Annotated in this window: 21 protein-coding genes and 1 tRNA gene; 11 read left to right on the top strand and 11 right to left on the bottom strand. The window is 34.4% G+C overall.

Annotation, left to right across the window (positions count from 1 at the left end; translation table 11 throughout):
* Position 1 precedes the first annotated feature (1 nt).
* From IPM51_10880 to IPM51_10850, 7 genes are all read right to left on the bottom strand, one after another.
* Positions 2–2269 (bottom strand): aconitate hydratase, encoded by a 2268-nt coding sequence (locus IPM51_10880; protein MBK9284801.1) that lies wholly within the window; start codon positions 2267–2269, stop codon positions 2–4.
* A gap of 148 nt (positions 2270–2417) precedes the next feature.
* Positions 2418–2999 carry a 7-carboxy-7-deazaguanine synthase QueE gene (locus IPM51_10875; GenBank protein ID MBK9284800.1) on the bottom strand — a complete coding sequence of 194 codons (582 nt, stop codon included), beginning with the start codon at positions 2997–2999 and terminating at the stop codon, positions 2418–2420.
* A 61-nt stretch (positions 3000–3060) separates the two neighbouring features.
* Positions 3061–3654, bottom strand: a complete 594-nt coding sequence (locus IPM51_10870; protein MBK9284799.1) for a dephospho-CoA kinase — start codon at positions 3652–3654, stop codon at positions 3061–3063.
* Positions 3651–4601, bottom strand: coding sequence for a YbbR-like domain-containing protein (locus tag IPM51_10865; GenBank protein MBK9284798.1), 951 nt, complete (start codon positions 4599–4601; stop codon positions 3651–3653). Before IPM51_10865 ends, IPM51_10870 begins: the two co-directional genes overlap by 4 nt.
* 10 nt (positions 4602–4611) lie before the next feature.
* Entirely contained in the window at positions 4612–4929 is a 318-nt protein-coding gene (yajC, locus tag IPM51_10860; protein MBK9284797.1) for a preprotein translocase subunit YajC, read from the bottom strand.
* Between the two features lie 23 nt (positions 4930–4952).
* Positions 4953–5405 carry a DUF1573 domain-containing protein gene (locus IPM51_10855; protein ID MBK9284796.1) on the bottom strand — a complete coding sequence of 151 codons (453 nt, stop codon included), beginning with the start codon at positions 5403–5405 and terminating at the stop codon, positions 4953–4955.
* A gap of 83 nt (positions 5406–5488) precedes the next feature.
* Positions 5489–6394 carry a hypothetical protein gene (locus IPM51_10850; protein ID MBK9284795.1) on the bottom strand — a complete coding sequence of 302 codons (906 nt, stop codon included), beginning with the start codon at positions 6392–6394 and terminating at the stop codon, positions 5489–5491.
* A 122-nt stretch (positions 6395–6516) separates the two neighbouring features.
* On the opposite strand from IPM51_10850, the gene IPM51_10845 reads away from it, so the two are divergent.
* Positions 6517–7458: a nitronate monooxygenase gene (locus IPM51_10845; GenBank protein MBK9284794.1), complete on the top strand. Its 942-nt coding sequence runs from the start codon at positions 6517–6519 to the stop codon at positions 7456–7458.
* Between the two features lie 28 nt (positions 7459–7486).
* Here the strand turns inward: IPM51_10845 and IPM51_10840 are convergent, their stop codons facing one another.
* Complete coding sequence (locus IPM51_10840) at positions 7487–9175, bottom strand: tetratricopeptide repeat protein (GenBank protein ID MBK9284793.1); 1689 nt, start codon at positions 9173–9175, stop codon at positions 7487–7489.
* 597 nt (positions 9176–9772) lie between these two features.
* On the opposite strand from IPM51_10840, the gene IPM51_10835 reads away from it, so the two are divergent.
* On the top strand, positions 9773–10105 hold the full coding sequence (locus tag IPM51_10835; GenBank protein MBK9284792.1) for a type II toxin-antitoxin system HigB family toxin: 333 nt from the start codon (positions 9773–9775) through the stop codon (positions 10103–10105).
* A gap of 10 nt (positions 10106–10115) precedes the next feature.
* Positions 10116–10472, top strand: coding sequence for a transcriptional regulator (locus tag IPM51_10830; GenBank protein MBK9284791.1), 357 nt, complete (start codon positions 10116–10118; stop codon positions 10470–10472).
* Between the two features lie 267 nt (positions 10473–10739).
* On the opposite strand, the gene IPM51_10825 is transcribed toward IPM51_10830, so the two are convergent.
* A tRNA-Met gene (locus IPM51_10825) sits at positions 10740–10814 on the bottom strand.
* Positions 10815–10912: 98 nt separating this feature from the next.
* On the opposite strand from IPM51_10825, the gene era reads away from it, so the two are divergent.
* The 8 genes from era to IPM51_10785 all read left to right on the top strand — a co-directional run bounded on the left by era (position 10913) and on the right by IPM51_10785 (position 21471).
* Positions 10913–11785 carry a GTPase Era gene (era, locus tag IPM51_10820; GenBank protein MBK9284790.1) on the top strand — a complete coding sequence of 291 codons (873 nt, stop codon included), beginning with the start codon at positions 10913–10915 and terminating at the stop codon, positions 11783–11785.
* Positions 11786–11812: 27 nt separating this feature from the next.
* On the top strand, positions 11813–13159 hold the full coding sequence (locus tag IPM51_10815) for a caspase family protein (protein ID MBK9284789.1): 1347 nt from the start codon (positions 11813–11815) through the stop codon (positions 13157–13159).
* Positions 13144–13962, top strand: a complete 819-nt coding sequence (locus IPM51_10810; GenBank protein MBK9284788.1) for a DUF4384 domain-containing protein — start codon at positions 13144–13146, stop codon at positions 13960–13962. Before IPM51_10815 ends, IPM51_10810 begins: the two co-directional genes overlap by 16 nt.
* Positions 13963–14043: 81 nt before the next feature.
* Positions 14044–15423 (top strand): DUF58 domain-containing protein, encoded by a 1380-nt coding sequence (locus IPM51_10805; GenBank protein MBK9284787.1) that lies wholly within the window; start codon positions 14044–14046, stop codon positions 15421–15423.
* Positions 15424–15452: 29 nt separating this feature from the next.
* Positions 15453–18035, top strand: a complete 2583-nt coding sequence (locus tag IPM51_10800) for a transglutaminase domain-containing protein (GenBank protein ID MBK9284786.1) — start codon at positions 15453–15455, stop codon at positions 18033–18035.
* Between the two features lies 1 nt (position 18036).
* A complete protein-coding gene (locus IPM51_10795; protein ID MBK9284785.1) occupies positions 18037–19029 on the top strand; it encodes a MoxR family ATPase in 993 nt (330 codons plus the stop codon).
* On the top strand, positions 19026–21035 hold the full coding sequence (locus IPM51_10790) for a hypothetical protein (GenBank protein MBK9284784.1): 2010 nt from the start codon (positions 19026–19028) through the stop codon (positions 21033–21035). The genes IPM51_10795 and IPM51_10790 overlap by 4 nt, the downstream gene beginning before the upstream one ends.
* Positions 21036–21096: 61 nt before the next feature.
* Complete coding sequence (locus tag IPM51_10785; GenBank protein ID MBK9284783.1) at positions 21097–21471, top strand: DUF1987 domain-containing protein; 375 nt, start codon at positions 21097–21099, stop codon at positions 21469–21471.
* Here the strand turns inward: IPM51_10785 and IPM51_10780 are convergent.
* Positions 21468–23483: a SpoIIE family protein phosphatase gene (locus IPM51_10780; protein MBK9284782.1), complete on the bottom strand. Its 2016-nt coding sequence runs from the start codon at positions 23481–23483 to the stop codon at positions 21468–21470. The genes IPM51_10785 and IPM51_10780 overlap by 4 nt on opposite strands.
* Positions 23484–23491: 8 nt before the next feature.
* A complete protein-coding gene (gene scpA, locus IPM51_10775) occupies positions 23492–25618 on the bottom strand; it encodes a methylmalonyl-CoA mutase (GenBank protein MBK9284781.1) in 2127 nt (708 codons plus the stop codon).
* Between the last annotated feature and the right edge of the window lie 11 nt (positions 25619–25629).

The raw sequence follows: 25629 nt of genomic DNA, 5'->3' as shown, positions 1-25629 counted from the left end.
TTTAAGCTTTTACATTAGCTCTTATGATATTTAAAGCGCCTCCGGCTTTAAACCATTCAATTTGTTGGGCATTGTAACTGTGATTCACCTTAAATTCATCTTTACTTCCGTCAGCATGACTTAAAGTAACAGTTAAAGGAGTATTGGGACTAAACGAAGTTAAACCGGTAACATCAATCACATCATCTTCTTTAATTTTATCATAATCGGCCGTATTGGCAAAAGTTAAAGCCAACATACCTTGTTTTTTCAAATTCGTTTCATGTATCCGTGCAAAGGATTTTACTAATACCACTTTTACACCCAAGTGTCGAGGTTCCATGGCTGCATGCTCACGAGATGAACCTTCACCATAATTTTCATCACCCACAACAATAGTTCCAATACCTTTAGCTTTGTATTGACGCTGAACTACAGGAACACCTTCATAAGTTCCGGTTAATTGATTTTTCACCGAATCTGTTTTTTCATTAAAGGCATTTACTGCACCAATAAGCATGTTGTTTGAAATATTATCTAAGTGACCTCTGAATTTTAACCAAGGTCCGGCCATAGAAATATGATCGGTTGTACATTTACCTTTCGCTTTAATTAATAATTTCAATCCTTTCAAATCAACACCATTCCAGGCAGCAAAAGGATCTAACAATTGTAAACGCTTAGATGTTGGCGATACCAATACCTCTACTTTACTTCCATCGGCTGCAGGCGCTTGAAACCCTGCATCTTCAACCGCAAAACCTTTTTTAGGTAATTCATCGCCAGTTGGAGGATCCAATTTAACTTGTTCTCCTTTTTCGTTAGTTAAAGTATCAGTTAAAGGATTGAATCCTAAACTTCCGGCAATAGCTAAAGCCGTTACAATTTCAGGAGAAGCTACAAAGGCGTAGGTGTTTGGATTACCATCCGCACGTTTCGCAAAGTTACGGTTGAAGGAATGAACGATGGTGTTTTTTTCCTTTTTCTCCGCACCAACACGATCCCACATACCAATGCAGGGTCCGCATGCGTTAGTAAATACAGTTGCACCAACTTCATCAAAAATCTTTAAAAATCCATCTCTTTCAATGGTAAAGCGAATTTGTTCAGAACCCGGATTGATCATGAATTCTGCCTTAGACTTTAAATTCTTGGCAGATACTTGTTTGGCCAAAGAAACAGCTCTGGAAATATCTTCATATGAAGAGTTGGTACAAGAGCCAATTAAACCCGCTTCTACCTTTAAAGGCCATCCGTTTTTTTCTGCGGCAGCTTTTAATTGAGAAATTGGGGTTGCTAAATCCGGAGTGAATGGCCCGTTAACGTGTGGCTCAAGTTCAGATAAATTAATTTCAATGATTTCATCAAAATATTTTTTAGGATCAGCATAAACTTCCTTATCACCGGTTAGGTGATCTTTAATTCCATCTGCCAAAGCAGCCACATCAGCTCTGCCGGTAGCTTTTAAATAACGGCTCATACTATCGTCGTATCCAAATGTTGAAGTGGTTGCTCCAACCTCTGCACCCATATTGCAAATAGTTCCTTTTCCGGTACAACTTAAGTTTATAGCTCCTTCTCCAAAATATTCAATCACTTTATCAGTTCCTCCTTTTACGGTAAGTATACCGGCAACTTTTAATATCACATCTTTGGCACTTGCCCAACCGTTTAATTTACCGGTAAGTTTAACGCCAATTAATTTGGGCATTTTTAATTCCCAAGGTAATCCTGCCATTACATCGCATGCATCAGCTCCACCAACACCTATGGCAATCATGCCTAAACCACCTGCATTCACCGTGTGAGAATCAGTACCAATCATCATTCCACCCGGAAATGCATAATTTTCTAATACCACCTGATGAATAATACCGGCACCCGGTTTCCAGAATCCTATCCCGTATTTATTAGAAACAGAAGCCAGGAAATCATAAACCTCTTTGCTTTCGCTATTAGCAACCGCTAAATCTTTTTCAGCGCCAACCTTTGCTGTAATTAAGTGATCACAATGTACAGTGGAAGGAACAGCTACTTTAGGGCGACCGGCCTGCATAAATTGCAATAAAGCCATTTGTGCTGTGGCATCCTGCATAGCTACTCTATCCGGATTAAAATCAACATAAGATTTTCCTCGCTCGTATGCGCCAGACGGTAATTGCCCATCTAAATGTGAATAAAGAATTTTTTCTGCTAAAGTTAAAGGACGACCAAGCATTTTACGTGCTGCTTCAATACGCGCAGGCATATTAGCGTAAACCTGCTTTATCATTTCAATGTCGAATGCCATAATTTTGAATTTAGGACTACGAATTTACGAATTTTCGATGTAAAAAGCACCTGTAATTCAACTAAAATTTAAGATTTCTGAAAAATTATAAGTATTTCATTTTGATTCAAAGCAACATCTTTTAAGTTTCTGAATCATTACTTTAGAATTAAGGAATATTGATGTATTTATGGGATTGAATGGAAATTCTCCATAACGGATTGGATTTTACGAAATCAATTATTGCCGGAAGTATCTCTTCTCTTTTACTCCATTCGGGTTGCAAGTATAGCAAGGTTTCTTTTTTAACCTTTACTGCATGTTGCTGGGCCCAAGCTAAATCATTTTTATTATGTACAATCACTTTCAGTTCACCTGCATATTGGTAATTCTCTTCAAGAGGCGGCGAGTTTTTTTTGGGCGACAGACAAATCCAATCCCATTGTCCGGTAATCGGATAAGCTCCAGAGGTTTCAATAAACGTGGCAATGTTTTTGCTTTTCAAAGTTTTAGTTAGCATTTCCAGATTGTATATTAGAGGTTCTCCACCGGTAATTACCACGCTGTTTGCACTGCTTTTCGAAACTTCATTTACTATGTCATTTACTTGGGTTAAGGGATGTAGATTGGCATTCCAGCTTTCTTTTACATCGCACCAATGGCAACCGATATCGCAACCTCCAATGCGAATAAAAAAGGCAGGTTTACCGGTATGGTAACCTTCGCCCTGGATGGTATAAAACATTTCCATCACCGGTAATATTTCACCGGCATCCAAAGCTCCTTTTTGAAGCGCATCTAAATTATGTAATTTATATTCCAGCGTTTTTGATTTTTAAAATTCGTTCATGAATTTCCAGAATTTGAGGTAATACCGGATTTAAATCATCATTTAGAATATGAAAGTCGGATAAGTTTTTTTTCTCTTCTTGATTCATTTGTTGTGCTATCCTTTTTTGAATAGTACTTTTATCTAATCCATCTCTGTCAATTATTCGTTTAATTCGTATTTCATCGGGTGCAATTACTGCAATTGTTTTATCCACTTGATTGTTAATACCCGCTTCAAACAACAAAGCCGATTCAATTATAATGAGTTGATTTTTATTTTTTTCAATAAATTCTTTGAACTTTAAATTTACACGTGGATGTATGATTGCATTTAATTTACTTAACAGTTCAGGATTATTAAATATTTTTTCTCCAATTAATTTCCGGTCTATTTCATTATTTGTTCGATAAACTTCTCTACCTAATAAATCACAAACTTGTTTTTTCACATCTTCTAAAAAGTAAACTGCTTTAGCCGCTTCATCACTTTTAAAAACGCAATAACCAAGCACTTCAAATACTTTAAGTACGGTGCTTTTACCGCTTCCAATTCCACCTGTTAATCCTACTATCATTTTTTTAAAAGTATAATTTCAACGTTTTCGGGTTTTATTTGAAGAATAGAGACATTTTTAGGCTGACGACTTAAATAAACGTATCCTTTTTTATTTTTCAATTCAGAAGCATTTACTCGTGCTGTAAAAAGTGAAGTATCTGCTAAATCAAATTGATTTTGCAAACTCGTAAATTTGACATTTATGAATTTGGGAAAAAGGTATTCTGCTTTTAATCCCTCGGGAAGCTGATCAGGAATGACTTCTAACTTAAGATTGTGTTCAATTAACTTTTCAACCTTACATTCAATAGTTACCGTATTGGCACTCATAAATAAATTACCGGCAGGTGTTTGTAGTTTTAATTCTTTTTGAAAAGAACTGTTGAGGTTAGTGATGTTGTAGTATTGAGTAAAAATCGTATCTGTATTATAAACGGAAAGGCTATCGCCGCTGATACTCACAAATGCCGGATTTAATTGTTCCAAATGATATCCAAATCCCTGTTTGCAATCAATCTTGCCCGAAAACTTAATGGGTACGTTTCTTTTTTTTGTATTGTAAGAGGCAAAATACAAGGTATCGGGATTAATATGCCGTACTGTTGCTTCAAACTTTAATATTTTTTTAAGATTTGAAGTGTTGATGGCGATGGGAATATTGCTATTCCTACTATTTACCTTTTTTAAATCAAGTTCAAGTGTCTTAAATGGTTTATTTAATAAAATGAAAAATAATTTTAAGCCACTCGCTTTAATTTCAATATTTAACTCGTCCGGTATATGGCTTAAAGGTTTTCTATCGGAAGGTAAGTTTTTAAAAACAACCGGTATATTAATATTATAAATATAATACGTGTTTAGTGATTTCAAAAACCACAAAAAAGTAGCGGCCAATAAACAAAGAAAAAAAGCCGTGGTTTTACCCGGCTTTTTAAAATTAAATATGTTTTTTGACAAATTATTCAATGCACTTTTTTTAGTTTCTGTTTAATGATATAGATGCTTCATTTGAAACAGCATTTTTAGAAACTTTCATTTTTGTGCCATCTTCTACTTCCATTATAATTGTACCGTCTTCATTTACTTCCGATACTTTGCCGTAAATGCCACCTATGGTTAAGATTTTATCACCTTTTTTTAATCCTTCAATATATTTTTTTTGCTCCTTTGCCTTTTTCATTTGCGGTCTAATCATGAAAAAATAGAATACTACAACAATTGCTACTAATGGAAGAAAAGACATCAATCCGCCCTGGCCTTGTTGTCCGGCCATCAAAATCAAATTTAAGTTCATAGTTTATTTTTTTATTGTTTGGTTTATTTGGCTGTTTCCGCCACGATTATTTCTGTTTTTATTCTCAATATTCTTGTTGCCGGTTCACAATTAGTTACAATAGTAATGGTTTTTTCCTGAAAACCACTTTTGCCTTCGCTGTTGAACACCACTTCAATTTTACCTTCAGCGCCACTTGCTATTGGTTCTTTCGGCCAATCGGCAATGGTGCAACCGCAACTTCCGTTTGCGCCAGAAATAACAAGGTTTTTAGCGCCGATGTTTTTAAATTTAAAGCTATGCTCCACACGTTCGCCTTGTGTTATTTTCCCAAAGTCAAATTCTTCTTCTTCGAATTTTATTTCAGGTAAATCAATTTTTACATTATCAGTAGCACTAGCACTATTATTAATCAGATCGGTTCCTGTTTTGTTTTCCTTTTTTTCCGTGCAGGAAAAAATAAAACTTAAGCTAAGGAGTATTAAAATATTTTTCATTTGAAAAGACAAAGATAGTTTTTTGTAAGGCAAATGAAAATAAAAAAATCCCAAATAATTTTGGGATTTCAGAAGTGTTTGGTTTAAAACTTAGCCCTTATTTTACGCATTTTACGTTTACGGCTAAAGAAAGCGTTTCGTTTGGCACGATAAAAGCTACTCTTACCACGAATTACATAGCTATAACTGAAAGTCATAGTCATATAAGCATCTTTATGAGTTGGATCTCCACGTTTTTGCCCATAAGTGTGAGAGTAATAAGCGCCTGGATTTTCATCAATTTTAGCCTGGTCAAATGCTAAAGCTCTAATTGTAAGATTCGGGTCACCAATTTGTTCCTGATCTGGATAATCTCCGCTGATATCATCCAAATAATCGGTAAAAGTTTTGCGATAATTCATTTCAAAACCAATACGGTGTTTTTTATCAATGGTAAAGTAAAATCCAACACCCATAGGAATTACAAATTGAAAGCTTTTGTAATTATACCCTTCAATGTCAAAATTCTTCAATTTAACATATTCACCTTTATAAATTGTTTTTGGACTACTTAAAACTCCACCTGCTCCGCTAAAAATATAGGCCTTAAAACTATTGCGGTAACGATAGGTATTCCCTAAATCAGGATCTTCATAAAATACCCATTCTATGGTTGCTTCAGGTCCTAATAAATCATTTTTAAAATTCATATTACGGTAATGTCTTCCCGGATTGCTTGATAATTTATCATCCCCTTCAATTCTGATCCAATCAAAAGCCAACTTAAACATGATTTGAGGACGCCATTTATAACGAACAAAAGCCCCGGCATCCCATCTTGTTTTGGCCAGTTTCATATCGGCCACAAAATCTCTACGGGTTAATTCTTTACCCCCAATATCGCCTAAATAATTGCTGGCACCTAAACGAAAGCCATAGTCCCAAAGCCATTGAGCCTGTATGCCTGAAAGGGCAGTGAAAAAGAAAAGTAAAATAAGTAACCTTTTCATGGTTTAAATACAAACCCAAATATATGAATTCTAATTAATTCTGCCAAGAATTTCTATTAAATACTAATAAGTTGAAATGGAAAATAATCGTTAAATTTCATGGCAAAAAGTTGCGTAAGAGCATGAAAAAAAACAGAATAATTGAATTATTTGGCATTGAAAAACCCATTATTCAAGCAGGTATGATTTGGTGCAGTGGCTGGGAATTGGCTAGTGCAGTGAGCAATGCCGGAGGATTGGGTATTATAGGAAGTGGCAGTATGTACCCGGAAGTTCTAAGGACCCATATCCTAAAATGCAAGGCAGCCACTCAAAAGCCTTTTGCGGTAAATGTGCCGCTTTTGTACCCCGATATTGAACAATTAATTGAAATTATTGTAGCCGAAAAAGTACCTATAGTTTTTACGAGTGCCGGAAGTCCAAAAACATGGACCAAACATTTACAAGAAAAAGGAATTAAGGTGGTGCATGTGGTGAGTGCAGTTAAGTTTGCCGTAAAATGTGAAGAGGCTGGGGTAGATGCTGTAGTGGCCGAAGGATTTGAGGCCGGGGGACATAACGGCAGGGAAGAGACCACTACCATGGTTTTAATTCCGCAAGTAAGAGATAAAATAAAACTGCCTTTAATTGCGGCCGGAGGAATAGCTAACGGTCGGCAGATGGCAGCTGCTTTTGCATTAGGAGCTGAAGCAGTACAGGTAGGAAGCCGTTTTGTAGCAAGTGAAGAGAGTAGTGCGCACATTAATTTTAAAAATGCAGTAATACAGGCCGAAGAAGGCGCCACGCAATTGGCTTTAAAACAATTAACGCCGGTACGATTAATGAAAAATAAATTTTATAAAGAGGTTGAAGAAGCGGAGCGAAGAGGAGCGGGTGGAGAAGAATTAAAAAATATTTTAGGAAGAGCCAGAGCTAAAAAAGGCATGTTTGAGGGCGATTTAGAAGAAGGCGAATTGGAAATAGGGCAGGTGTGTAATGCATTGAAAGAAATAAAACCTGCAGCAACGATTGTGAATGAGTTGATGAATGAGTATGAGGAGACGCTGAAGAATTTGTGTGGGTGAGAAATAATAAGAACTGAAAATTAAGGTTTTATTTTTTATTTGACTTCTTTAAATAAGTAGCGATTTGTTTTTCACTTGGGATTTGAGCCATTTGTATTCGCCTTGCATAATGTATACTATCTAAGATTTCATTTTGATGTGTCTGAATGATATCTTTCTGCTTCCTGGTTATTCCCAATATTTTAAAAATATATACGGCAAAAACAAGCACAAGTACTAAAATGGCGCTGACGCCCATTATTATATATTGCTGACTTCGTTGTTTTTCTTCGGCAATGGCTTTTTCTTTTAGGTTTTGTTCAACCAATAACATTTCCTTTTTCTCAAAGTCATATTTCAACTGATTTTTTATCCCCGCTTTGCGATGCGAATCGTTTTTTAAACTATCTCTGAAAGTAATAAATTTTTTAAAGGATGAAAACGCCTCTTTATAATTGCCGAATGCTGAATCTATGCGGTACTGAATTGAGTACGCATCTTTTAAACTGTTTGGATCTTGTATTATAATTGAAATATTTAGTGAGCTGTCACAATAACGGGAAGCAATAAGCAGTTTATTTTGTTCTAAAAGGATCTTAGCAAGGAGATTTTGCGATTCTGCCACACCTCTCTGATCTTGCATTAATCTGCGTAACTCTAAACTTTTATAATGATAAAAATAGGCACTATCAGTTTGATTTATTTTTGAAAATAACGTGCCAATGTTACTATAACTTGATGCTACACCTCTTTTATCCTGAAGCGCGTTACGCTGGTTTAAACATTTTTTAAAATAATACATGGCTTTATCAAACTTCATTAACGACATGTGGACGTGGCCTAAATTTGAATAAATGAGTGAAATTCCCCTTTCATCATGCAGTAATTCAAAATATTTTAAGGCTTTTTGCATATAATCAATTGCATTATTACCATCTCCCTGTCCATAATAAATCATGGCGATATTGTTTATAGTTCCTGCCATTGATTCTATGTTTTTCACCTTTTCGTCGATTTTTAATGCCTTGTTATAGTATTCCAGTGCTTTTTCTATAATCCCTTGATTTTTATAAATCGCTCCTACATTGTTATAGGATTGTGATATATCAGGTAAATAGCCAACCTCTTCTCTTAATTTAAGCGCTTTCTGATAATATGTTAAAGCTTCATGCAACTCACCTCGGTAATGATGAACAAGACCTATGTTATTAAGACAATATGAAATTGATTTTTTATTTTGTGATTCTTCTGCATATTTTAAACCTTCATTATATTTTTCAAGCGCCAAAACAAAATCACCTTTATCTCTTGATAAATTACCAATATTAACTAAAGTATAAGCAACTTCGTTCTGCAGTTTTAATTTTTTGAACAAATCAAAACTTTTGTTATAATAATGATAAGCACTATCCGTTTCTCCCAACTGATCAAAACAAAAGCCTTTCGCATTTAATAAAGCGGCGTATGCTTTTTCATAAGTGTAATTTTCAATTTTATTTAATGTTTTTGGTTTAGAATTTATAATACGCATGGCTTTTTGCAAAGCCGGCTGAATTGAGTCGGGAAGAACCATACCCCATTCATCACAAAGCGAAATATAAACATTAAGTTTAGTGGTGTCATTTATGTTTTGAGATAATAGATTCTTTAAAGAATCTAAGGTTCTTGTTTGTGAATGCATCATTATGCAACTCGACAAAAGAAATACCAATGTTCTGAGTCTTATAAAACTTTTCATAAATTACTGAAATATAAAAATAAGGGTTTTAAAAAATAAATAAAATTTAAATGGCTATTTATGCATATTATTTGAAATATTTTTCATGGATTGTCAATCCGATATTTTTCAATTTACCAATTGTTAAAAGAATAAATTAGTATTTCATTTAAGGTTTAGATAATTTCGTAAATTAATCTTACTTGAGTTTGTTAGGTAACAATTTCCAATCGCTTCGCACCATATTTTTTTTGTTCTGCCCCTTTTCTTACAAACTAATCTTTCGCTCAGTTCAAAAACAAAAAACCATCTCCTTTCGTCGATGGATTTTGTTGGTAGGAAAAATTCCTCTTGAAGTGAACAGTCTTGAGAAATTTATGAACCCTTCCAGCACAAACATAGCCCACGAATTAACATATCGGAACCTCAGTCTTTATCGGCAGTTGGAAAAGGATCTATTGGCCCTCGAAGATTTCGCAAACTACGCCTGTGTGGTTGGGAGATTGAGGGTTGGAAAATAAGGTATTGAAAACTGCCAAAGTGTTAAATTTACCAAATTGGTTATTTTATTACCAAATTGGTAACTTTTTTGTATCTTTAGCGTATAAATAATAAGGCATGAATATTTACAACAAAAGCACTGTGACAGAGGCCTGTAAAAAGCATAGGAATGCCAAATTAGCATTAGAAATATGGTATGAAGAAGTTTTAACTAAAAAATGGAAAACACCAAATCAAATAAAACAAGAATACCGCGGAAATGTTAGTATACTAAAAAACAGCCGCGCAGTTTTTAACATTAAGGGAAATGATTTTAGGCTAGTTGCAGAAATCAATTATGAGAATGAATGGGTGTTCATTAAGTTTATTGGAACACATTCAGAGTATGATAAAATAGATGCAAACACTATAAATCTTTTTCAAGCAAAATCACATAAGAAAACAAAATAACTTACTCAACATGAAAGTAGAAATTATCAATAGCAAAACTCAGTATGAGAAGGCTTTAAAGAGATTTGAAGAAATATTTCTCGCAAAGTCAAACAGTAAAGAAGGAAAGGAAGCTCAGCTCCTGGCTTTGGTCATAAAAGATTATGAAGACAAGCACTTTGTTATGGAATCACCGGATCCTGTAGAAGTAATTAAATATCGCATGGAAGAAATGAATCTAACAAAATCGGAGCTTGGCAAGATACTTGGATATAGCACACGCGTAAGCGATATTTTAAGTAAGGAAAGAAAATTGACTTTAAAAATGATAAGGAATCTTCACAACAAACTGAATATCCCTTATGAAACTCTTGTTCAAGCCTATTGATGCTAACTTAACCAAATTAACACTAAACAAAAAAAGTCACTGAAATGTGGCTTTTTTTGTTCTCTAACAGAACTGTTATTTCTAACAAATTTGTTAGACCTTGTAGCGGGAGGAAGATTAACCCCGTTGATCTTACAGGTAGGGGATTACAACAAAACCCAATCCGCTTCGCGAATTGTATTTTTTGTTTCCGTTCTTCGCTTTCAAACAAGTTTGACGCTCAGCACGTAAACAAAAAACCCATCTCCTTTCGTCGATGGGTTTTGTTGGTAGCGGGAGGAAGATTCGAACTTCCGACCTTTGGGTTATGAGCCCAACGAGCTACCCCTGCTCTATCCCGCACTGTAACAATTAATGAAATGTTAAATTCAACTTAATTGTGGCGCAAAGATATATTTACTTTCTTTGTAAAACAAATAAATCTTATTAACAGCAATAAAATACATAGAGCCGGTTTCGTTAATATTATCGGTTGTCCCAATGTGGGAAAATCTACTTTGATGAATGCCCTGGTAGGAGAGCGACTCAGCATCATCACCTCTAAAGCGCAAACAACCCGTCACCGAATTATGGGTATTGTTAGCGGAGAGGATTATCAAATTGTTTTTTCGGATACACCGGGCATCATCAAACCGCTATACAAACTGCAGGAAAAAATGATGCAATTTGTGGTTTCTGCTTTTACGGATGCCGATTTATTTTTGCTCATTACCGATGTGTTTGAAGATATTCAGTTGGATGAGAATTATCTGGCTAAACTTCAAAAATCTAACACCCCTGTTTTATTACTCATTAATAAAATGGATGCGGTAAATCAGCAAAAAGTATTAGAAAAAATTGTGGAATGGCAAACTAAACTTCCAAGAGCAGAAATTATTCCCATTTCGGCACTCGAAAAGTTTAATCTGGATAAAGTGATGCAACGCATCATCGAAATGCTACCTCCGGGCGAAGCTTTTTACGATAAAAATGAATTTACGGATAAACCGGAACGTTTTTTTGTAAGTGAAATTATACGGGAGAAAATTTTACTGAACTACAAAAAAGAAATTCCCTATAGCGTAGAAATTGTAGTAAACTCCTTTAAGGAAGATGAAAAAATAATTCGCATTCAAGCAGATATTATTACGGAACGCGATACACAAAAGGGAATTATTATTGGTAATAAAGGCGAGGCTCTGAAGAAAACCGGTATGCTGGCCCGAAAAGAATTAGAAGCTTTCTTCAAAAAACAAATTCACATTGAATTATTTGTTAAAGTTGACAAAGATTGGCGCAGTAACGACAAAAGATTGAAAAATTACGGGTATTAAAACGTCCTTTTGTTTAACTTTAACCACATGTTCAGCACTGGCGGTCAATTCAAGAAATTATCTCTTCTATTGTGCGTATTATTTCTTGGACTGAAAATTGAAGGTCAGGAAAATAAATACTCTTCAGTTTATTTTTACCGTAGTGATATTATCTTATGCAACTCCCTGAGTTTCGATATTATTTTAAATGAAACCCGAATTCACACTTTAAAACCGGCCGGTTCGCTCGAATACAACATGTACAGCACAGGAAAACTGCTTGTTTATGTGCGAAACACCATAAGTGATAATGTGGGAACCGCTTCTATAATGATAGAGCCTCATAAAAAATATTATGTTCGCATAGGTTGCAGTCTATACGGCATTTATCTGTCGGTTAACGAACCCTATGCAATTTCTGATTGGGAAAGGGCTAAAAAGAAATATAGCGCTATTTATGAGGACACAGATCACCCCATCATCCGTAAAAATCATAAAGACGCAAACTTTCCTGATGAAGATATGGTGTTTAAGAACGATACCATCAAACAAATTGTTTATGTAAATGGGAATAAAAAATATGAATTCAAACGCAAATCTGATGTTGATCAAGATATTCCTATCACTAACGGGGTAAATAAAAATACATTTGCTCTGATCATTGGGAATGAAGATTACACCTCTTTTCAAACAGAATTAAAATCGGAATCCAATGTGCCTTTTGCTCGTAATGATGCTTCTGCTTTTAAAGAATATGCAATAAAAACTTTTGGGGTTCCTGAAAAAAATATTACTTTTTTATTGGATGCTACATACGGTCAGATTAGTCAGGCTATCCATAAATTAAATTTGTTGGCCAAAAATACCGGCGGACAAGCTAAACTTATTCTGTATTATGCCGGACACGGTATGCCCGAGGAAAAAAGTAAAGAACCTTATCTGATTCCTGTTGATATTAGTGGCGCTAATGTTAATTACGGAATTAAATTAAGTGACTGTTTTGAAAAATTAAGTGAGTTTCCCAGTAAACAAATATTTGTAATATTAGACGCGTGCTTTACCGGTGGTGCGCGCAATGATGGATTGATTGCCGGAAGAAGTATAACCGTAAAACCGAAAGAGCAAACTTTAAAAGGAAATATGGTAGTTTTATCTTCCAGTAGTGGAAATCAATCTTCATTAAGTTATAAGGAGATGGAGCATGGGATGTTCACCTACTATTTATTAAAGAAACTCAAAGAAAGTAAAGGCGAAACAAGTTTAAAAGAACTCTTTGATTATTTAGGAAAACATGTCCCTGTAGAAAGTTTGCTTTTAAATAACAAAGAACAAAATCCGCATGTGCAGGCAAGTCCGGAATCGAAATTAATTTGGCAACAATGGAAACTGAAATAAAAATGAAAAATATTTTTTTTACATGCTCACTGTTTGGGTGTTTCTACTTTCCTTGCTTTGCACAGCAACCGGTTTTAGTTAAAAATTTAAAAGGTCAATCTTTTATTGAAGGTGACATTAGTCCTAATCAGGCTAAACTTCAGGCTTTGAATGAAGCGAAAGCGGCATCATTGAAGGAAGCGGGCATCATCGAACACGTTAATTCATATCAAATGCTTTTTACGAGTCAGGCGAAAAATGATTATTCACAGTTTTTCAGTTCAGATATTCAGTCGGAAATTCAAGGAGCTGTTGGCAGTTATACCATTACCGGGGAACAAATTTATTTAAATGAAAATAAACGCATCGTTTCAGAAGTGATTATCGATGCTGAGGTGATTAAATATAATACTAAACCGGATCCTGCATTCACCTGTAATATTGAAGGAATAAAAGCGCACTATAACAATGGTGATAATTTATCTTTTGTGATAAAAGTTTCAGCCGATTGTTTTTTAAATATATTTAATATTACAGACAATGGTTCTTCATTGTTGTTTCCTAATAATTACGAGTCTGCTAATGAATTATCCAAACTTAAACCATATGCCTTTCCGAAAGCAGAAATAGAATATAGTTTAGGGAATGAACAAAAAAAAGTTGAATTGAATCGTTTACTTTTTGTTTTTACAAAAACTCAAATTCCTTTCATTAAAATGGACAAAGAACAAATCTGCAGTACTGAAGCAATATTTAGCTGGTTATACGCTATTCCGCCTGATCAGCGCCGTACGGAGTACTTTACCCTTACTATTCAAAAGTAATGGAACTTTTTATCAATTTTTAAATATTTCAAAGTAAGCAAACACAAAATACCGCTTATCTTTATAGGAACACGATAAGGTATGAATTTAGGTATTTGGAAAAAACGTTTTAAGCACTTGGGATACGTGTTGCCCTTTACTGTTTATTTTCTTCTTTTTTCTTTATTAATGTTCGTCGGTTTTAAATGGTTGTTTGGGAAAACGGAAAATCCCGATTCTTCATTTGCCGCAGTTTTTGATTTAATGATACGTTTAACGCTTGCCTTCAGCGTAATTATATTAGTCTGGGGATTCCTAACTGTTTTGATTTCCTGGCTATATTGTTATATACAGATTCGAAAGAAAAGTATTTCCTTAAATCTCGAAACACCCGAAAATAATAACGACGCACTTCGACAAAAAGTTGGAATCACTTTGAAACCGATTTTAAAACCTTTGTTTGGTTTCGTACGCGTTCGATTAATTTACAATGATGAGATAAATTCTTCTAAATTTTCATTGGTTACGCCTTTTGGAAGTAAAATATTTTCTAAATCCATCGTGGGATTTTTTAATTGGGACCTTCCGGATGTGAAAGAATATTCCGTAAATAAAATAATTGTTTACCTGGAAGATTTGTTTCAGTTTTTTTCTTTTACTTTTTCTTTGCAAGTTCCTGTGCGGTTTACAACTTCCCCAAAATTTGTAGAGTCAGATAAAATGGATGCTTCTCCCCGAAAAACAGAAGAAACTTCAATTCGTATTGAGGAATTGAAGCGAGTGGAAGGTGAATTTTTAAATTATAAGGATTTTGAAACAAATGATGATGTGCGCCGTATTGTTTGGAAAATTTACGCCAAAAATAAAGAACTGGTAGTGCGTATTCCTGAAATCATGGATCCTTACGCTTCTCATGTTTATATGTTTCCTTCTTTTTACAGCACTTTCGACATTTTTATGAATGAAAGTATTAATGCGCATTTTATTAATTACTATAAATCGGCATGCTGGACCATTTTTGAGAATCTAGTCAGCAAGGGATTTGTTGTTAAGTATTCTGTAGATAATCAACTTTCGTATGCGCATATCATAGAGCAGAAAAAAGACGTGAAACAAAGTATAGCTAAAAGCGTTTGGCATAACACAAATCCTTTATCTTCGTTTGTTGATCGTAAAGCGGCATCAGTAGTTATTGTTTCATCATTGTGCGATGTAGCTGATTTGGAAAAAATAATAAACGAAAAGGGAAACGAAATTTCTTTTGTATTTGTAAAGTTAAGTGATTCAATTAAAAGTAAAAAAATGAAAGATTGGTTTCGATGGGTTTTTGTGGAGGACCCGGATTCTGCTTCTTTACAAAAAACAGCTTGGAAACTTTTTCCCTTACATTATAAAATCATGCAAAACGAACAAAACATAGAGAAAATTTTGAAACAATTTGATAAAAGCAGTGTTTTTAAAATAAATGAATTAAAAGCGTGAGTATAGGCAAAGTACATAGTCGTAAAAAAATGTTTGTTCAAGTCCTGTTATTGGGTTTGCCAACCGTTGTATATATGGCCATGCTTTTATTCAATTTAAATTCCTTTTATGCTATTTTAGAAAATAAATGGTTCAATCAATCACTTTATTTTTTATTCGGTTTATGGATTTCTTTGGTATTTTATGCTTTTAAATTCAGATTTTTAACTACGTCGGCTCTTCTCCTTTTATTAAATGCAGTTATTTACAAAGGTTTAGGCAGTATCAGCATTGGCGAATTTGATGCTTTTTATTATTCAATTGAATATTTAATTTTTAGTTTGCTCTTTACTTTGGGTTGGTTTTGTGGTTATGGCTTTAGTAGATCACGTTATTTCACTATATTATTAAGTATACTTTTTTTGATTATTCAAATCGTATTACTAAGTAAAACAAGTGTACTCACCGCTACCGCATTAATGAATGCAGGTATTCCGGTTTTAGCTTATTCTTTTTATATTATATATACTGCCGAATTAATTCGGAACATGAATGAAGATGAAACCCGATTTGCACCTTTTTTATTTAAGCGAGTTTTTGGTTTTGCTATTTTATTACTTTTCATCTTTTTGGCTGTGTTTAATTGGTTTGGGCCTAAATTTACGGCCATTGAAAAGGAATGGGGTGGAAGCAGTACTCAAACTAAAAATGGAAATTCCGGCGGTGAATCCATGACAGAAAAGGGTAAAGATGGTGGTGTAAAGAATAAAGATCAATCAAAACTGGCCGGTTCCTTGAATAAGGATAAACAACTAATTTTTGTAGCCCGCCTCGATAATTATTTTTATGATAATCGTACGCCCAATCCACTTTATTTCACTTCACATTATTACACCAAGTTTGATACAGCAACGCAAACTTTTGAAATTGATAAGGACATACCCTATAACGACTTGTTTAAACCCGATCCTTCTCAAATTCCTATGTATTTCCGATTAAATGAACAGCAATACATCAAAAATTCATTGGCCATAAAAAACAGAAAAATTGTTAGCGCAGATATTTATAAAGTATTCATGTCTCCTTCGGAATTCGTGGCACCTTCTACTGCATTTTATTGTCAGCCTGTTTCAGTTCCTAAAGAGTATCGCGAGCAATATAAAAGTGCATATACTGCTAAAATGTGGGTGAGTGAATTAAATAGCGCTTATTTTATTTATAATCCTGCCGGAAATTATCAGTTGGAAAGATTTCAGGAATCCCGCTTCGAAGCTTTGCGTGAAATAAAACAAATCAAAGGTCCGGATAAAAAATTCATGAATTATTACACTTACATGCCAAAAGATGCGGAGTATAAAAAAATAACTCGTTTGGCGGATAGTGTAACGGCCGAAGCTTCAACACCCATTGATAAAATTATTGCCATAAGAGATTATTTTTTAAGTAAGGATCAATTTGATCAGCCTTTGTATAAGTATTCTGATAATCCCGGCATCCCGGGCCTTCCAAGCGCAAATAAACTTACTTATTTTTTATTTGAGAATCGAAAAGGGTATTGCGCGTATTTTGCCGGAGCAACTTTATTTATGTTAAGGTCTTTGGGCATTCCTTCTCGCGTGGTGGCCGGTTATTCTATTACCGATAGAAGCAGCAAAAATCCGGGTTGGTATTGGTTTTATCAAGATCAGGCTCATGCCTGGGTTCAAGTCTTTTTTCAGGATTATGGTTGGATAGATTTTGATACTACTATTCCGGATTTAAATACACAGCAAGCCTCGCAACCTGATGGTACACCCCCAACCGATATGCCTCAAACTTATTTTGTAGCAGATGGGGAAGTGATAAGCTGTGATACCGTTCAAAAAAATATCCTTTTAAAAACTTCAACTTTACTTTATCATGATACGGAATTTGTACATGTGGCTTTTGTTGAACTGGATTTGGATGTAAAAATGGCCAATTTTATAAGTGACACCGGACAAGTGCAAATACATGATGTTAAAAAAGGAGATCGGATAACGGCCGTTTCGCATGCTGAAGTTTTGAAAACCATTTATACTTCGGCCAATGATAAATTTATGGATATTGTTCGTAAAATTCCATCTCCTGTGCCAATTGATGAAATTAAATTAATGCATAAGGAACAAAAGAAAGAAGAGGTAAAAAAGAAAGAGGAAGAGCAAAAGACATTTAATTGGATGTTATTTTTGAAATACACTGGTTTACTACTTTTGGTATTTGCCATATGCTTTGGTTTATCACCCGTATTTATTTGGATGTATTTAAATACTTCGGCTAAATCAGAAAAGAAGAATAGCGTGTACAAAAAGTACAGGGCCTTAACGTTTTATTTAAATCAGTTTAATTATTACCCGGAAAAAGAAACGCCTTTAGAATTTGCCGGCCGTATAGATTCTAAATTTGAAAGTGATTTTACGAAATTTAGCAAATTGTATCAAAAACATAAATATAGTCCGGCCAATTGTACAGAAGAGGAATTACAGGATTTGGCTAATACTTATTCTTTGATACTAAAGGATATTCGAAAGCACTTTAAATTACAAAAGCGCATTCTCCCATTTTTTAATGTATATAACACCATTCGTTTTTTTACTAAGCCAAAAATAAATTAATATGGAAAATCATAAAGTTGAACTTGAAAAAGTAATAGCAAAAATCAGCGCCTTAACCAATAATATTGAAACGGTAATTAAAGGAAAGCGAGCGCAAATCCAATATGTACTTACCGCCTTGTTGGCAAAGGGCCATGTTTTAATGGAAGATAATCCGGGGACCGGAAAAACGGTTATGGCAAAAACTTTAGCTAAAAGTATAGCAGGTACAAATGGAAGTGGTGCCAATTTTAAACGAATACAATTTACCCCTGATTTACTTCCAATGGATTTAATCGGTTCGCATATATTTGATGACGTAAAAAAAGAATTTGTATTTAAAAAGGGACCTTTATTCTGTAATTTATTGTTGGCCGATGAAATAAACCGGGCTTCGCCTAAAGTACAATCCGCTTTGTTAGAGTGTATGGCAGAAAATCAAATTACCATAGGAGAAACCACATATCCATTGGAGAAATTATTCTTTACCATTGCCACACAAAATCCAATTGAAATGGAAGGAACGTATCCACTACCTTCTGCACAGTTAGACCGATTTTTTATTAAAATTTACTTTGGCTATGTGGATGAAAATACCGAATTGGAGATATATAAAGATTATTTAGGTATTCAAAATAATTTAAATACAATAAATCAAGTATTAACCATGAATGACATACTTTATTTGCAGGAGCAAGTAGATCATGTTTTTTTGCATGAAGAGTTGATAAAAGCAGTACGTAATATCGTAAGAGATACCAGAAATCATCCTGAAATAACTTTAGGCGCATCCACCCGGAGTGGTATTACATTTTTAAAATGCCTTAAAGCATTTGCTATTGTTAATGGTAGAGATTATGTTACCGAAGATGATTTGCAAATTACCTACACTGTAATGGATCATCGATTAATTTATCGAAATAAGGAGGCTAAAGCAAAAGCATTAGGACAAATTTTAGCTAAAGAGATGGATAGATTAAGAAAACTGAATATTACAACAAAAACCACGATTTGAAATTTAAGCTAAATATTATTTTATTTTATACACTTTTTAGTTTACTAAACATTCAATTGTTTAGTCAGGATCTTACTGCGGCCCGTTATGAAATTGATGCCAAAAGAATAGGCGTAAGCCCTATTGAAAAAGATGCATTGCCGCGAAGCCGTGAATTTTTACGATTAGATAGTACTTATTACGTGGGATGGATGTATGACGGGATGTATAAATTTGAACGGAGTAGTGATTATTTGGGATATCAGTTGGCCATTAAACCATTGCGAAAAGCCCTCTATCTGCTCGAAAAAGATTTTGCTTACAAATTAAAAAACCTGTATTCATCTTATTCTTTTTTTCAGCAAAACGCCTCCCGCTTTGATGATTTTTTCATGATAGCCAATACACTCAAGTCGTGCTACAATAGTATAGAAATGCCCGATTCCACCATGCACCTGCTTGAGAAAATTGAAGCTTATCATTTTCAGAAGGATTTTTTTAGTGTACAAAGCGATAGAGCCTGGATTTTCCATCGAAATAGATTTTTTAAAAAAGAAAATCATCCATTTTTGAAAAATTCAGTGGAGGAAAATGAAAAAATGGCTTTTCATTATTGCTACAAACAAATTGAAGAAATTTCTAGAAATAAAACATTGAATGATTATTGGTATGGAAATTATCAAAGCGAAGAAGATTATTTAACGGTATATCATTATTTGGCGCTATTACATAATTATAATAGGAGATATGACAGCGCTGAATACTATTATAATTTATTAGCACAAGGTGGTCGGATATCTTGGAGTAATTATGGTAATATGATGCATGAAGTAGGGCATTTTGCAGATGCTATAACTTATTATAAAAAACCACAATACAGAAGTAGATTTGCCTTGGAAGAAGCAGATTACTATTTGCCCTTGATGCTTATTTATGGCGCCAAAACAAAAGAAGCCATTCGTATTTCAGCTCAAAAAATAGCTCAGAGTCCTTCAACGCCGGGCTTTGGTTGGTACACCATTGGTTTAGCCCGAGGCTATTTGTACGACGGACAATTGGATAGTTGCGAATTTTACTTGAACAAAGCAGCCAACTTTAAAGAGCTGCATATCAATACCACGCTAACACAATCACAATATGAATTCACCATCAATTTATTGAGAATACAATTACTCGATAGAAAAATAAATTTAATCCAATTTCTGAATACAGGCTGGTGGTATAACGTGTCCGACTGGTACAATATTATCTTGGTGAAAATTGAAAAGTTAATGTTGGAATACAATGTAGTGAATGCCTTGGCAAATAATCCGGAAAGGACAAGAGTTGTTTATGACTTGTTTTGTGCCGAAACCACCGTTACCTATGATGAATCGATGTATTTATTGAAGGATTTTAGTTTGCCTTACTTCCGTAAAATGTACGCTTCCTATGCAAAATATGATATTCGAAAAAGAATTAATCCTTATTTCAGATATTTTGAAGCAAAGTTTAAGTTGGAAGATGGAGAAGAAGAGGATGCAGTTCAAATTGCCCAGGAGATATTAAGGGAATGTTTGCCTTCTAATATAAAGGAGGATGGTGAAACGAGTTTTATTGATGTCGAAAATGAGAAATTATTATTGGCGCGAATCTATGAAATAATAGCCAATGCCACGGATGATGAAAATTTGAAAGCAAACAGTATTTCAAAAATACAACAGTACTATCCCCAATTATTAGCTTTTTCAGAAATGCAAGCGGAGATTTATTTAGAATATAGTGGATTGGAAGACGAGATGACAGAAAAAGTAAAAAAGGAGCTGAAAAAGGCTAATGTTAATTGGACTAATAATATAGCGGCATATAAAGCGAGGGTGAATTTTGAGAAAAAAGGTGGTTTTTATACAGCCGGAATTTCGGTGTTGGATGAATTTGGAAATGAGGTGGTACAAGATGGAAGAATTGTGTTTAAAGACCCCAATCTGGCTGGAAAAGAAATTGTTTTGCGGATTTTAGGAAAAGGTGGGGCCGTTCAAATTGAATAAGGGATACTCATTTTGTAGAATTGAAATTTTGATATATAAGTAAAACTTATAAATTTGCGTTATGGAGAACCAATTACGTGTAGATGGAACAAATGATAAACCAACTATTCATTTTGAAAAGGATAGTGGTTTGCTTAAAATTTCCGGACGTTCACTTCCGGAAGATGCTTTTTCGTATTACAAACCGATTATTGATTGGGTATCGGAATATTTGTTATCTCCGGCAAACAAAACTACTTTAATTATCAATTTAGAGTATTTTAATACGGCTTCTGCTAAACAGCTATTTAAAATTATATCCTTAATTCACGATTTAGGCGCCAAGTTTGATGTGCAAATTCAGTGGCACTATGATAAAGGGGATAGAGATATGCTGAATTCAGGGGAGCGCTTTTCAAAATTATGTGCTCGTCCTTTTGAATTTATTGAGAATTAAACGGTGAATCCCGTAATAAGAATATCATCCGTTTGCGGATGAATTCCTTTCCAGTCATTAAAAATTTTCTCAAATTCTTTTTCACTTCCAGGCTTGATAAAATTTATTATTTTGATTTTTTCTTCTAGTCTTGAAACCAAAAATTTACTATTCTTTTCTCCACCAAACTGATCTGCGTAACCATCACTGCTCAGAATGATTACATCGCCGGGTGAAGCATTTAATTCATAGGTATTGTATTCTTTTTCGCTATTACCTAAACTTCCGCCTATGGAATAAATGTCCCCTTTAAGTTCCTGTACTCGATTTTCAGTTTTAAGAAATATGCTGTGGTTTGCACTGGCGTAGGTTATTTTATTATGTTCTTCTATACAAATTAGGCTAATATCCATTCCGTCATCCTGAGAAAAAATATCCGCATTTTGCTGACGTAAGGCACTCGTAATTTTTTTATTGAGTTGATGCAGAATTTTACCCGGTTCTTCAATATTCTTCTGATCTATTATTTCATGTAAGATCGTGTTTCCAATCATACTCATCAATGCGCCGGGTACGCCATGGCCGGTACAATCAGCAACCGCAAAATATTTTTTATTTCTATGTTTGGTAAACCAATAAAAATCACCGCTAACGATGTCTTTTGGAGCATAAAATAAAAAGAAATTCTTGAAGTTATCTTCTAACAAACCAAGTGGGGGTAGGATAGCACTTTGTAAACGTTTGGCGTAATGAATACTTTCTGTAATTAATTTATTTTTCGATTCAATGTTATTGTAGGCCAATGTTAATTTTAAATTCGCTTTTCTTTTTGAATAATAACTTTTAGCCAAAACAAATCCAATTACCAATAATAAAGCAAGTCCGCCCACTGTTGCTAAAGTAAATGTTCGCTGTTTAGATAATTGCGCTTTTTGTAGAACCTGATCTGTTTTTAATTTTTCAATTTGATTATCTTTTTGATTACTTTGATAAATCATTTGCATTTGTTCAAGGTTACTTTTATTGATATTATTTAAAGCGGTGTCTTTATAAGCTACGTGTAATCTGAAATATTCATTTGATTTTTTATAATCGTTTTTCAATTCAAATAATTTGGCTAAGTGTAATGCGCTGGAACTTAATAATTCATGTTCATTGAAAGATTTGCCAATTTCATAAGCGGACAATAAGCTTTCTAAACTTCTCTCGTATTGCCCTGTTTTAAAATAAATAACTCCGATTTTTTCTAATGCAACACCATAATTAAGATTAGTTGTGTTGTTTTCTATTTTATATCTTGTTATAATGTCGGTTAAATACGATTGCGCTTTTCTTAAATATTCGGGTTTACTCATCATTTCAGCTTTACCCATATACGCATCCGCCAAATTATCCATCACCATCCTGAGCGAGCCTTCCATTTCCTTTCGATTAACCATGTAAGCATATGATAAATTGAGTATTTCTATAGCTTCATCGTATTTTTTTAAATTAATAAATGGTCCTGAAGCATTGTTATACGAAATGTAAAGCCAAGTAGTGTCATTAATTTCTTTTCTTAGGTTAATATTTTTGAAATGGTAATCAATGGCTCTTTTGATAGAGATTGTATCCCCTGTTAAATTGCCTTTTCGATTGTAATAATTTGCAATATTATTATAGGCGGATGCCAAGCCATGCTTATCATTTAACTTCGACATTATTTTTATACTGCTGTAAGTATATTCTATCGCTTTATCGTAATTACCTATATCACTATAAATTATTCCAATTCTTCGGTACCCAATGGCCTCCAGTTTAGGATTATTTATTTTCTCAACTATTAATAATGTTTTTGCAGCAACATCCAAAGCAAATGCGGTAGACTGTCGGTTATTTCTGGCTAACTGCGTTAAACGAAATATTTTTAATGAATCATTGTTTTCATTTTCTAAAATATTGGCAAGACTGTCATCCAGATTTTGAGCTGAAAAAGATACACTTAATAAAGTGATGAAAAGGATAAATATTTGTGAAAGCTTTTTGCTGAACAAGTTGTTGCTTATTTTTGATTTTTTATGAGTTGTTCTAAAATCTGAATTGCACTTTTTGCTAATACAGTTCCCGGCCCAAATATAAAACTTACTCCTTTGTTAAAGAGAAAATCATAATCCTGTTCAGGAATCACTCCGCCGGCAACCACCATAATATCTTCCCTTTTTAATTTTTTTAATTCTTCAATTACTTGTGGTACCAGTGTTTTATGTCCAGCAGCCAATGAACTTACACCTAAAATATGTACGTCATTTTCCATGGCTTGTTTGGCGGCCTCAGCCGGAGTTTGGAACAAAGGACCAATATCTACATCAAAACCCATATCGGCAAAACCGGTTGCTATAATTTTAGCGCCGCGATCATGTCCATCCTGTCCCATTTTGGCAATCATAATTCGTGGCCTTCTGCCTTCATTCTCCGCAAAACGATCTGCCAGTTCCCGGGCTTTTAAAAACACTTTATCCATTTTTATTTCTTTACTATAAACTCCCGACAAAGATTTAATATTGGCTTTATATCGCCCATAAATTTTTTCTAATGCAAATGAAATTTCGCCCAAAGTTGCTCTTTCTCTGGCGGCATGTATGGCTAATTCCAATAAATTTCCATTTCCGGATTTTGCTGCTTCAGTTAAGGCATCTAAAGTCTGACACACTTTGTCATTATTTCTTTCGCGCTTTAATTTTTCTAATCGGTCAATTTGATTTTTTCTAACCTTATCATTATCTACATCTAATATGTCGATTTTTGTTTTTTCATCTGTTTGAAAAGCATTTACACCAACAATAATATCTTTACCACTATCAATGCGTGCTTGTTTTCGAGCCGCCGCTTCTTCAATACGGAGTTTAGGTATGCCCGTTTCAATAGCCGCTGCCATTCCTCCTAGTTTTTCTACTTCTTCAATTAATGCCCAGGCTTTATGTGCTAATTCGTGTGTTAAATATTCCACATAATAAGAACCTCCCCAGGGATCAACAACATTACAAATTCCTGTTTCTTCTTGTAAATACAATTGAGTATTCCGGGCAATTCGAGCGCTGAAATCAGTAGGTAAAGCAATAGCTTCGTCTAGCGCATTAGTATGTAAACTTTGCGTATGGCCCATGACTGCTGCTAAGGCTTCAATACAGGTTCTAGCTACGTTATTAAATGGGTCTTGTTCTGTTAAACTCCAACCGCTGGTTTGGCAATGGGTTCGCAAGGCCATCGATTTTTCGAGCTTAGGATTAAACTGTTTTACGATTTTAGCCCACAACATTCTTCCTGCTCTTAATTTGGCTATTTCCATAAAATGATTCATGCCAATGGCCCAGAAAAAAGAAAGGCGAGGGGCAAAGGCATCAATATCTAATCCGGCCTTTATTCCCGTTTTTATATATTCTAATCCATCTGCTAAAGTATAAGCTAACTCAATATCAGCAGTAGCGCCGGCTTCCTGCATGTGATAACCGCTAATGGATATGGAATTAAATTTGGGCATATTTTTAGAAGTGAATTCAAAAATATCCGCAATTATTTTCATGGATTGTTTGGGCGGATAAATGTAGGTATTGCGCACCATGAATTCTTTCAAAATATCATTTTGAATGGTGCCACTTAGCTTATCCATGCTAACACCCTGTTCTTCGGCAGCAACAATATAAAAAGCCAAAACAGGTAACACAGCGCCATTCATTGTCATAGATACACTCATCTGATCTAAAGGAATCTGATCAAATAAAATTTTCATATCCAATATGCTGTCAATAGCTACTCCGGCTTTTCCTACATCACCAACTACTCGTTCATGATCACTGTCGTAACCGCGGTGTGTGGCTAAATCAAATGCTACGGATAATCCCTTTTGTCCACCGGCTAAATTTTTTCGGTAAAAAGCATTGCTCTCTTCTGCAGTGCTAAATCCGGCGTATTGTCGGATGGTCCAAGGATTCTGAACATACATACTCGAGTAAGGGCCTCTTAAAAACGGCGTAACACCTGCAATAAAATTTTTGTGTTCAATATTTTTAATATCACTTTCGGCGAAATTGTTTTTAATTTCAATTTGTTCGGCAGTCATAAATTTTTCAGATTTATTTTCTGAAGCTTGTTGAACGGCCTTAAATGAAATTTTACTAAAATCTTTTCTCATTTGCTATAGTA

It is taken from the genome of Sphingobacteriaceae bacterium, assembly GCA_016715905.1.
Classification (GTDB): domain Bacteria; phylum Bacteroidota; class Bacteroidia; order B-17B0; family Aurantibacillaceae; genus Aurantibacillus.
Note: the sequence above shows the minus strand (reverse complement) of the source record. Positions and strands in the feature narration are given on the sequence as shown.

Coding starts and splice junctions, on each gene's coding strand:
- IPM51_10880 (MBK9284801.1), bottom strand. CDS start 2,269: ATGGCATTCGACATTGAAATGATAAAGCAGGTTTACGCTAATATGCCT.
- IPM51_10875 (MBK9284800.1), bottom strand. CDS start 2,999: ATGGAAATGTTTTATACCATCCAGGGCGAAGGTTACCATACCGGTAAA.
- IPM51_10870 (MBK9284799.1), bottom strand. CDS start 3,654: ATGATAGTAGGATTAACAGGTGGAATTGGAAGCGGTAAAAGCACCGTA.
- yajC (MBK9284797.1), bottom strand. CDS start 4,929: ATGAACTTAAATTTGATTTTGATGGCCGGACAACAAGGCCAGGGCGGA.
- IPM51_10855 (MBK9284796.1), bottom strand. CDS start 5,405: ATGAAAAATATTTTAATACTCCTTAGCTTAAGTTTTATTTTTTCCTGC.
- IPM51_10850 (MBK9284795.1), bottom strand. CDS start 6,394: ATGAAAAGGTTACTTATTTTACTTTTCTTTTTCACTGCCCTTTCAGGC.
- IPM51_10845 (MBK9284794.1), top strand. CDS start 6,517: ATGAAAAAAAACAGAATAATTGAATTATTTGGCATTGAAAAACCCATT.
- IPM51_10840 (MBK9284793.1), bottom strand. CDS start 9,175: ATGAAAAGTTTTATAAGACTCAGAACATTGGTATTTCTTTTGTCGAGT.
- IPM51_10835 (MBK9284792.1), top strand. CDS start 9,773: ATGAATATTTACAACAAAAGCACTGTGACAGAGGCCTGTAAAAAGCAT.
- IPM51_10830 (MBK9284791.1), top strand. CDS start 10,116: ATGAAAGTAGAAATTATCAATAGCAAAACTCAGTATGAGAAGGCTTTA.
- IPM51_10815 (MBK9284789.1), top strand. CDS start 11,813: ATGTTCAGCACTGGCGGTCAATTCAAGAAATTATCTCTTCTATTGTGC.
- IPM51_10810 (MBK9284788.1), top strand. CDS start 13,144: ATGGAAACTGAAATAAAAATGAAAAATATTTTTTTTACATGCTCACTG.
- IPM51_10805 (MBK9284787.1), top strand. CDS start 14,044: ATGAATTTAGGTATTTGGAAAAAACGTTTTAAGCACTTGGGATACGTG.
- IPM51_10800 (MBK9284786.1), top strand. CDS start 15,453: ATGTTTGTTCAAGTCCTGTTATTGGGTTTGCCAACCGTTGTATATATG.
- IPM51_10795 (MBK9284785.1), top strand. CDS start 18,037: ATGGAAAATCATAAAGTTGAACTTGAAAAAGTAATAGCAAAAATCAGC.
- IPM51_10785 (MBK9284783.1), top strand. CDS start 21,097: ATGGAGAACCAATTACGTGTAGATGGAACAAATGATAAACCAACTATT.
- scpA (MBK9284781.1), bottom strand. CDS start 25,618: ATGAGAAAAGATTTTAGTAAAATTTCATTTAAGGCCGTTCAACAAGCT.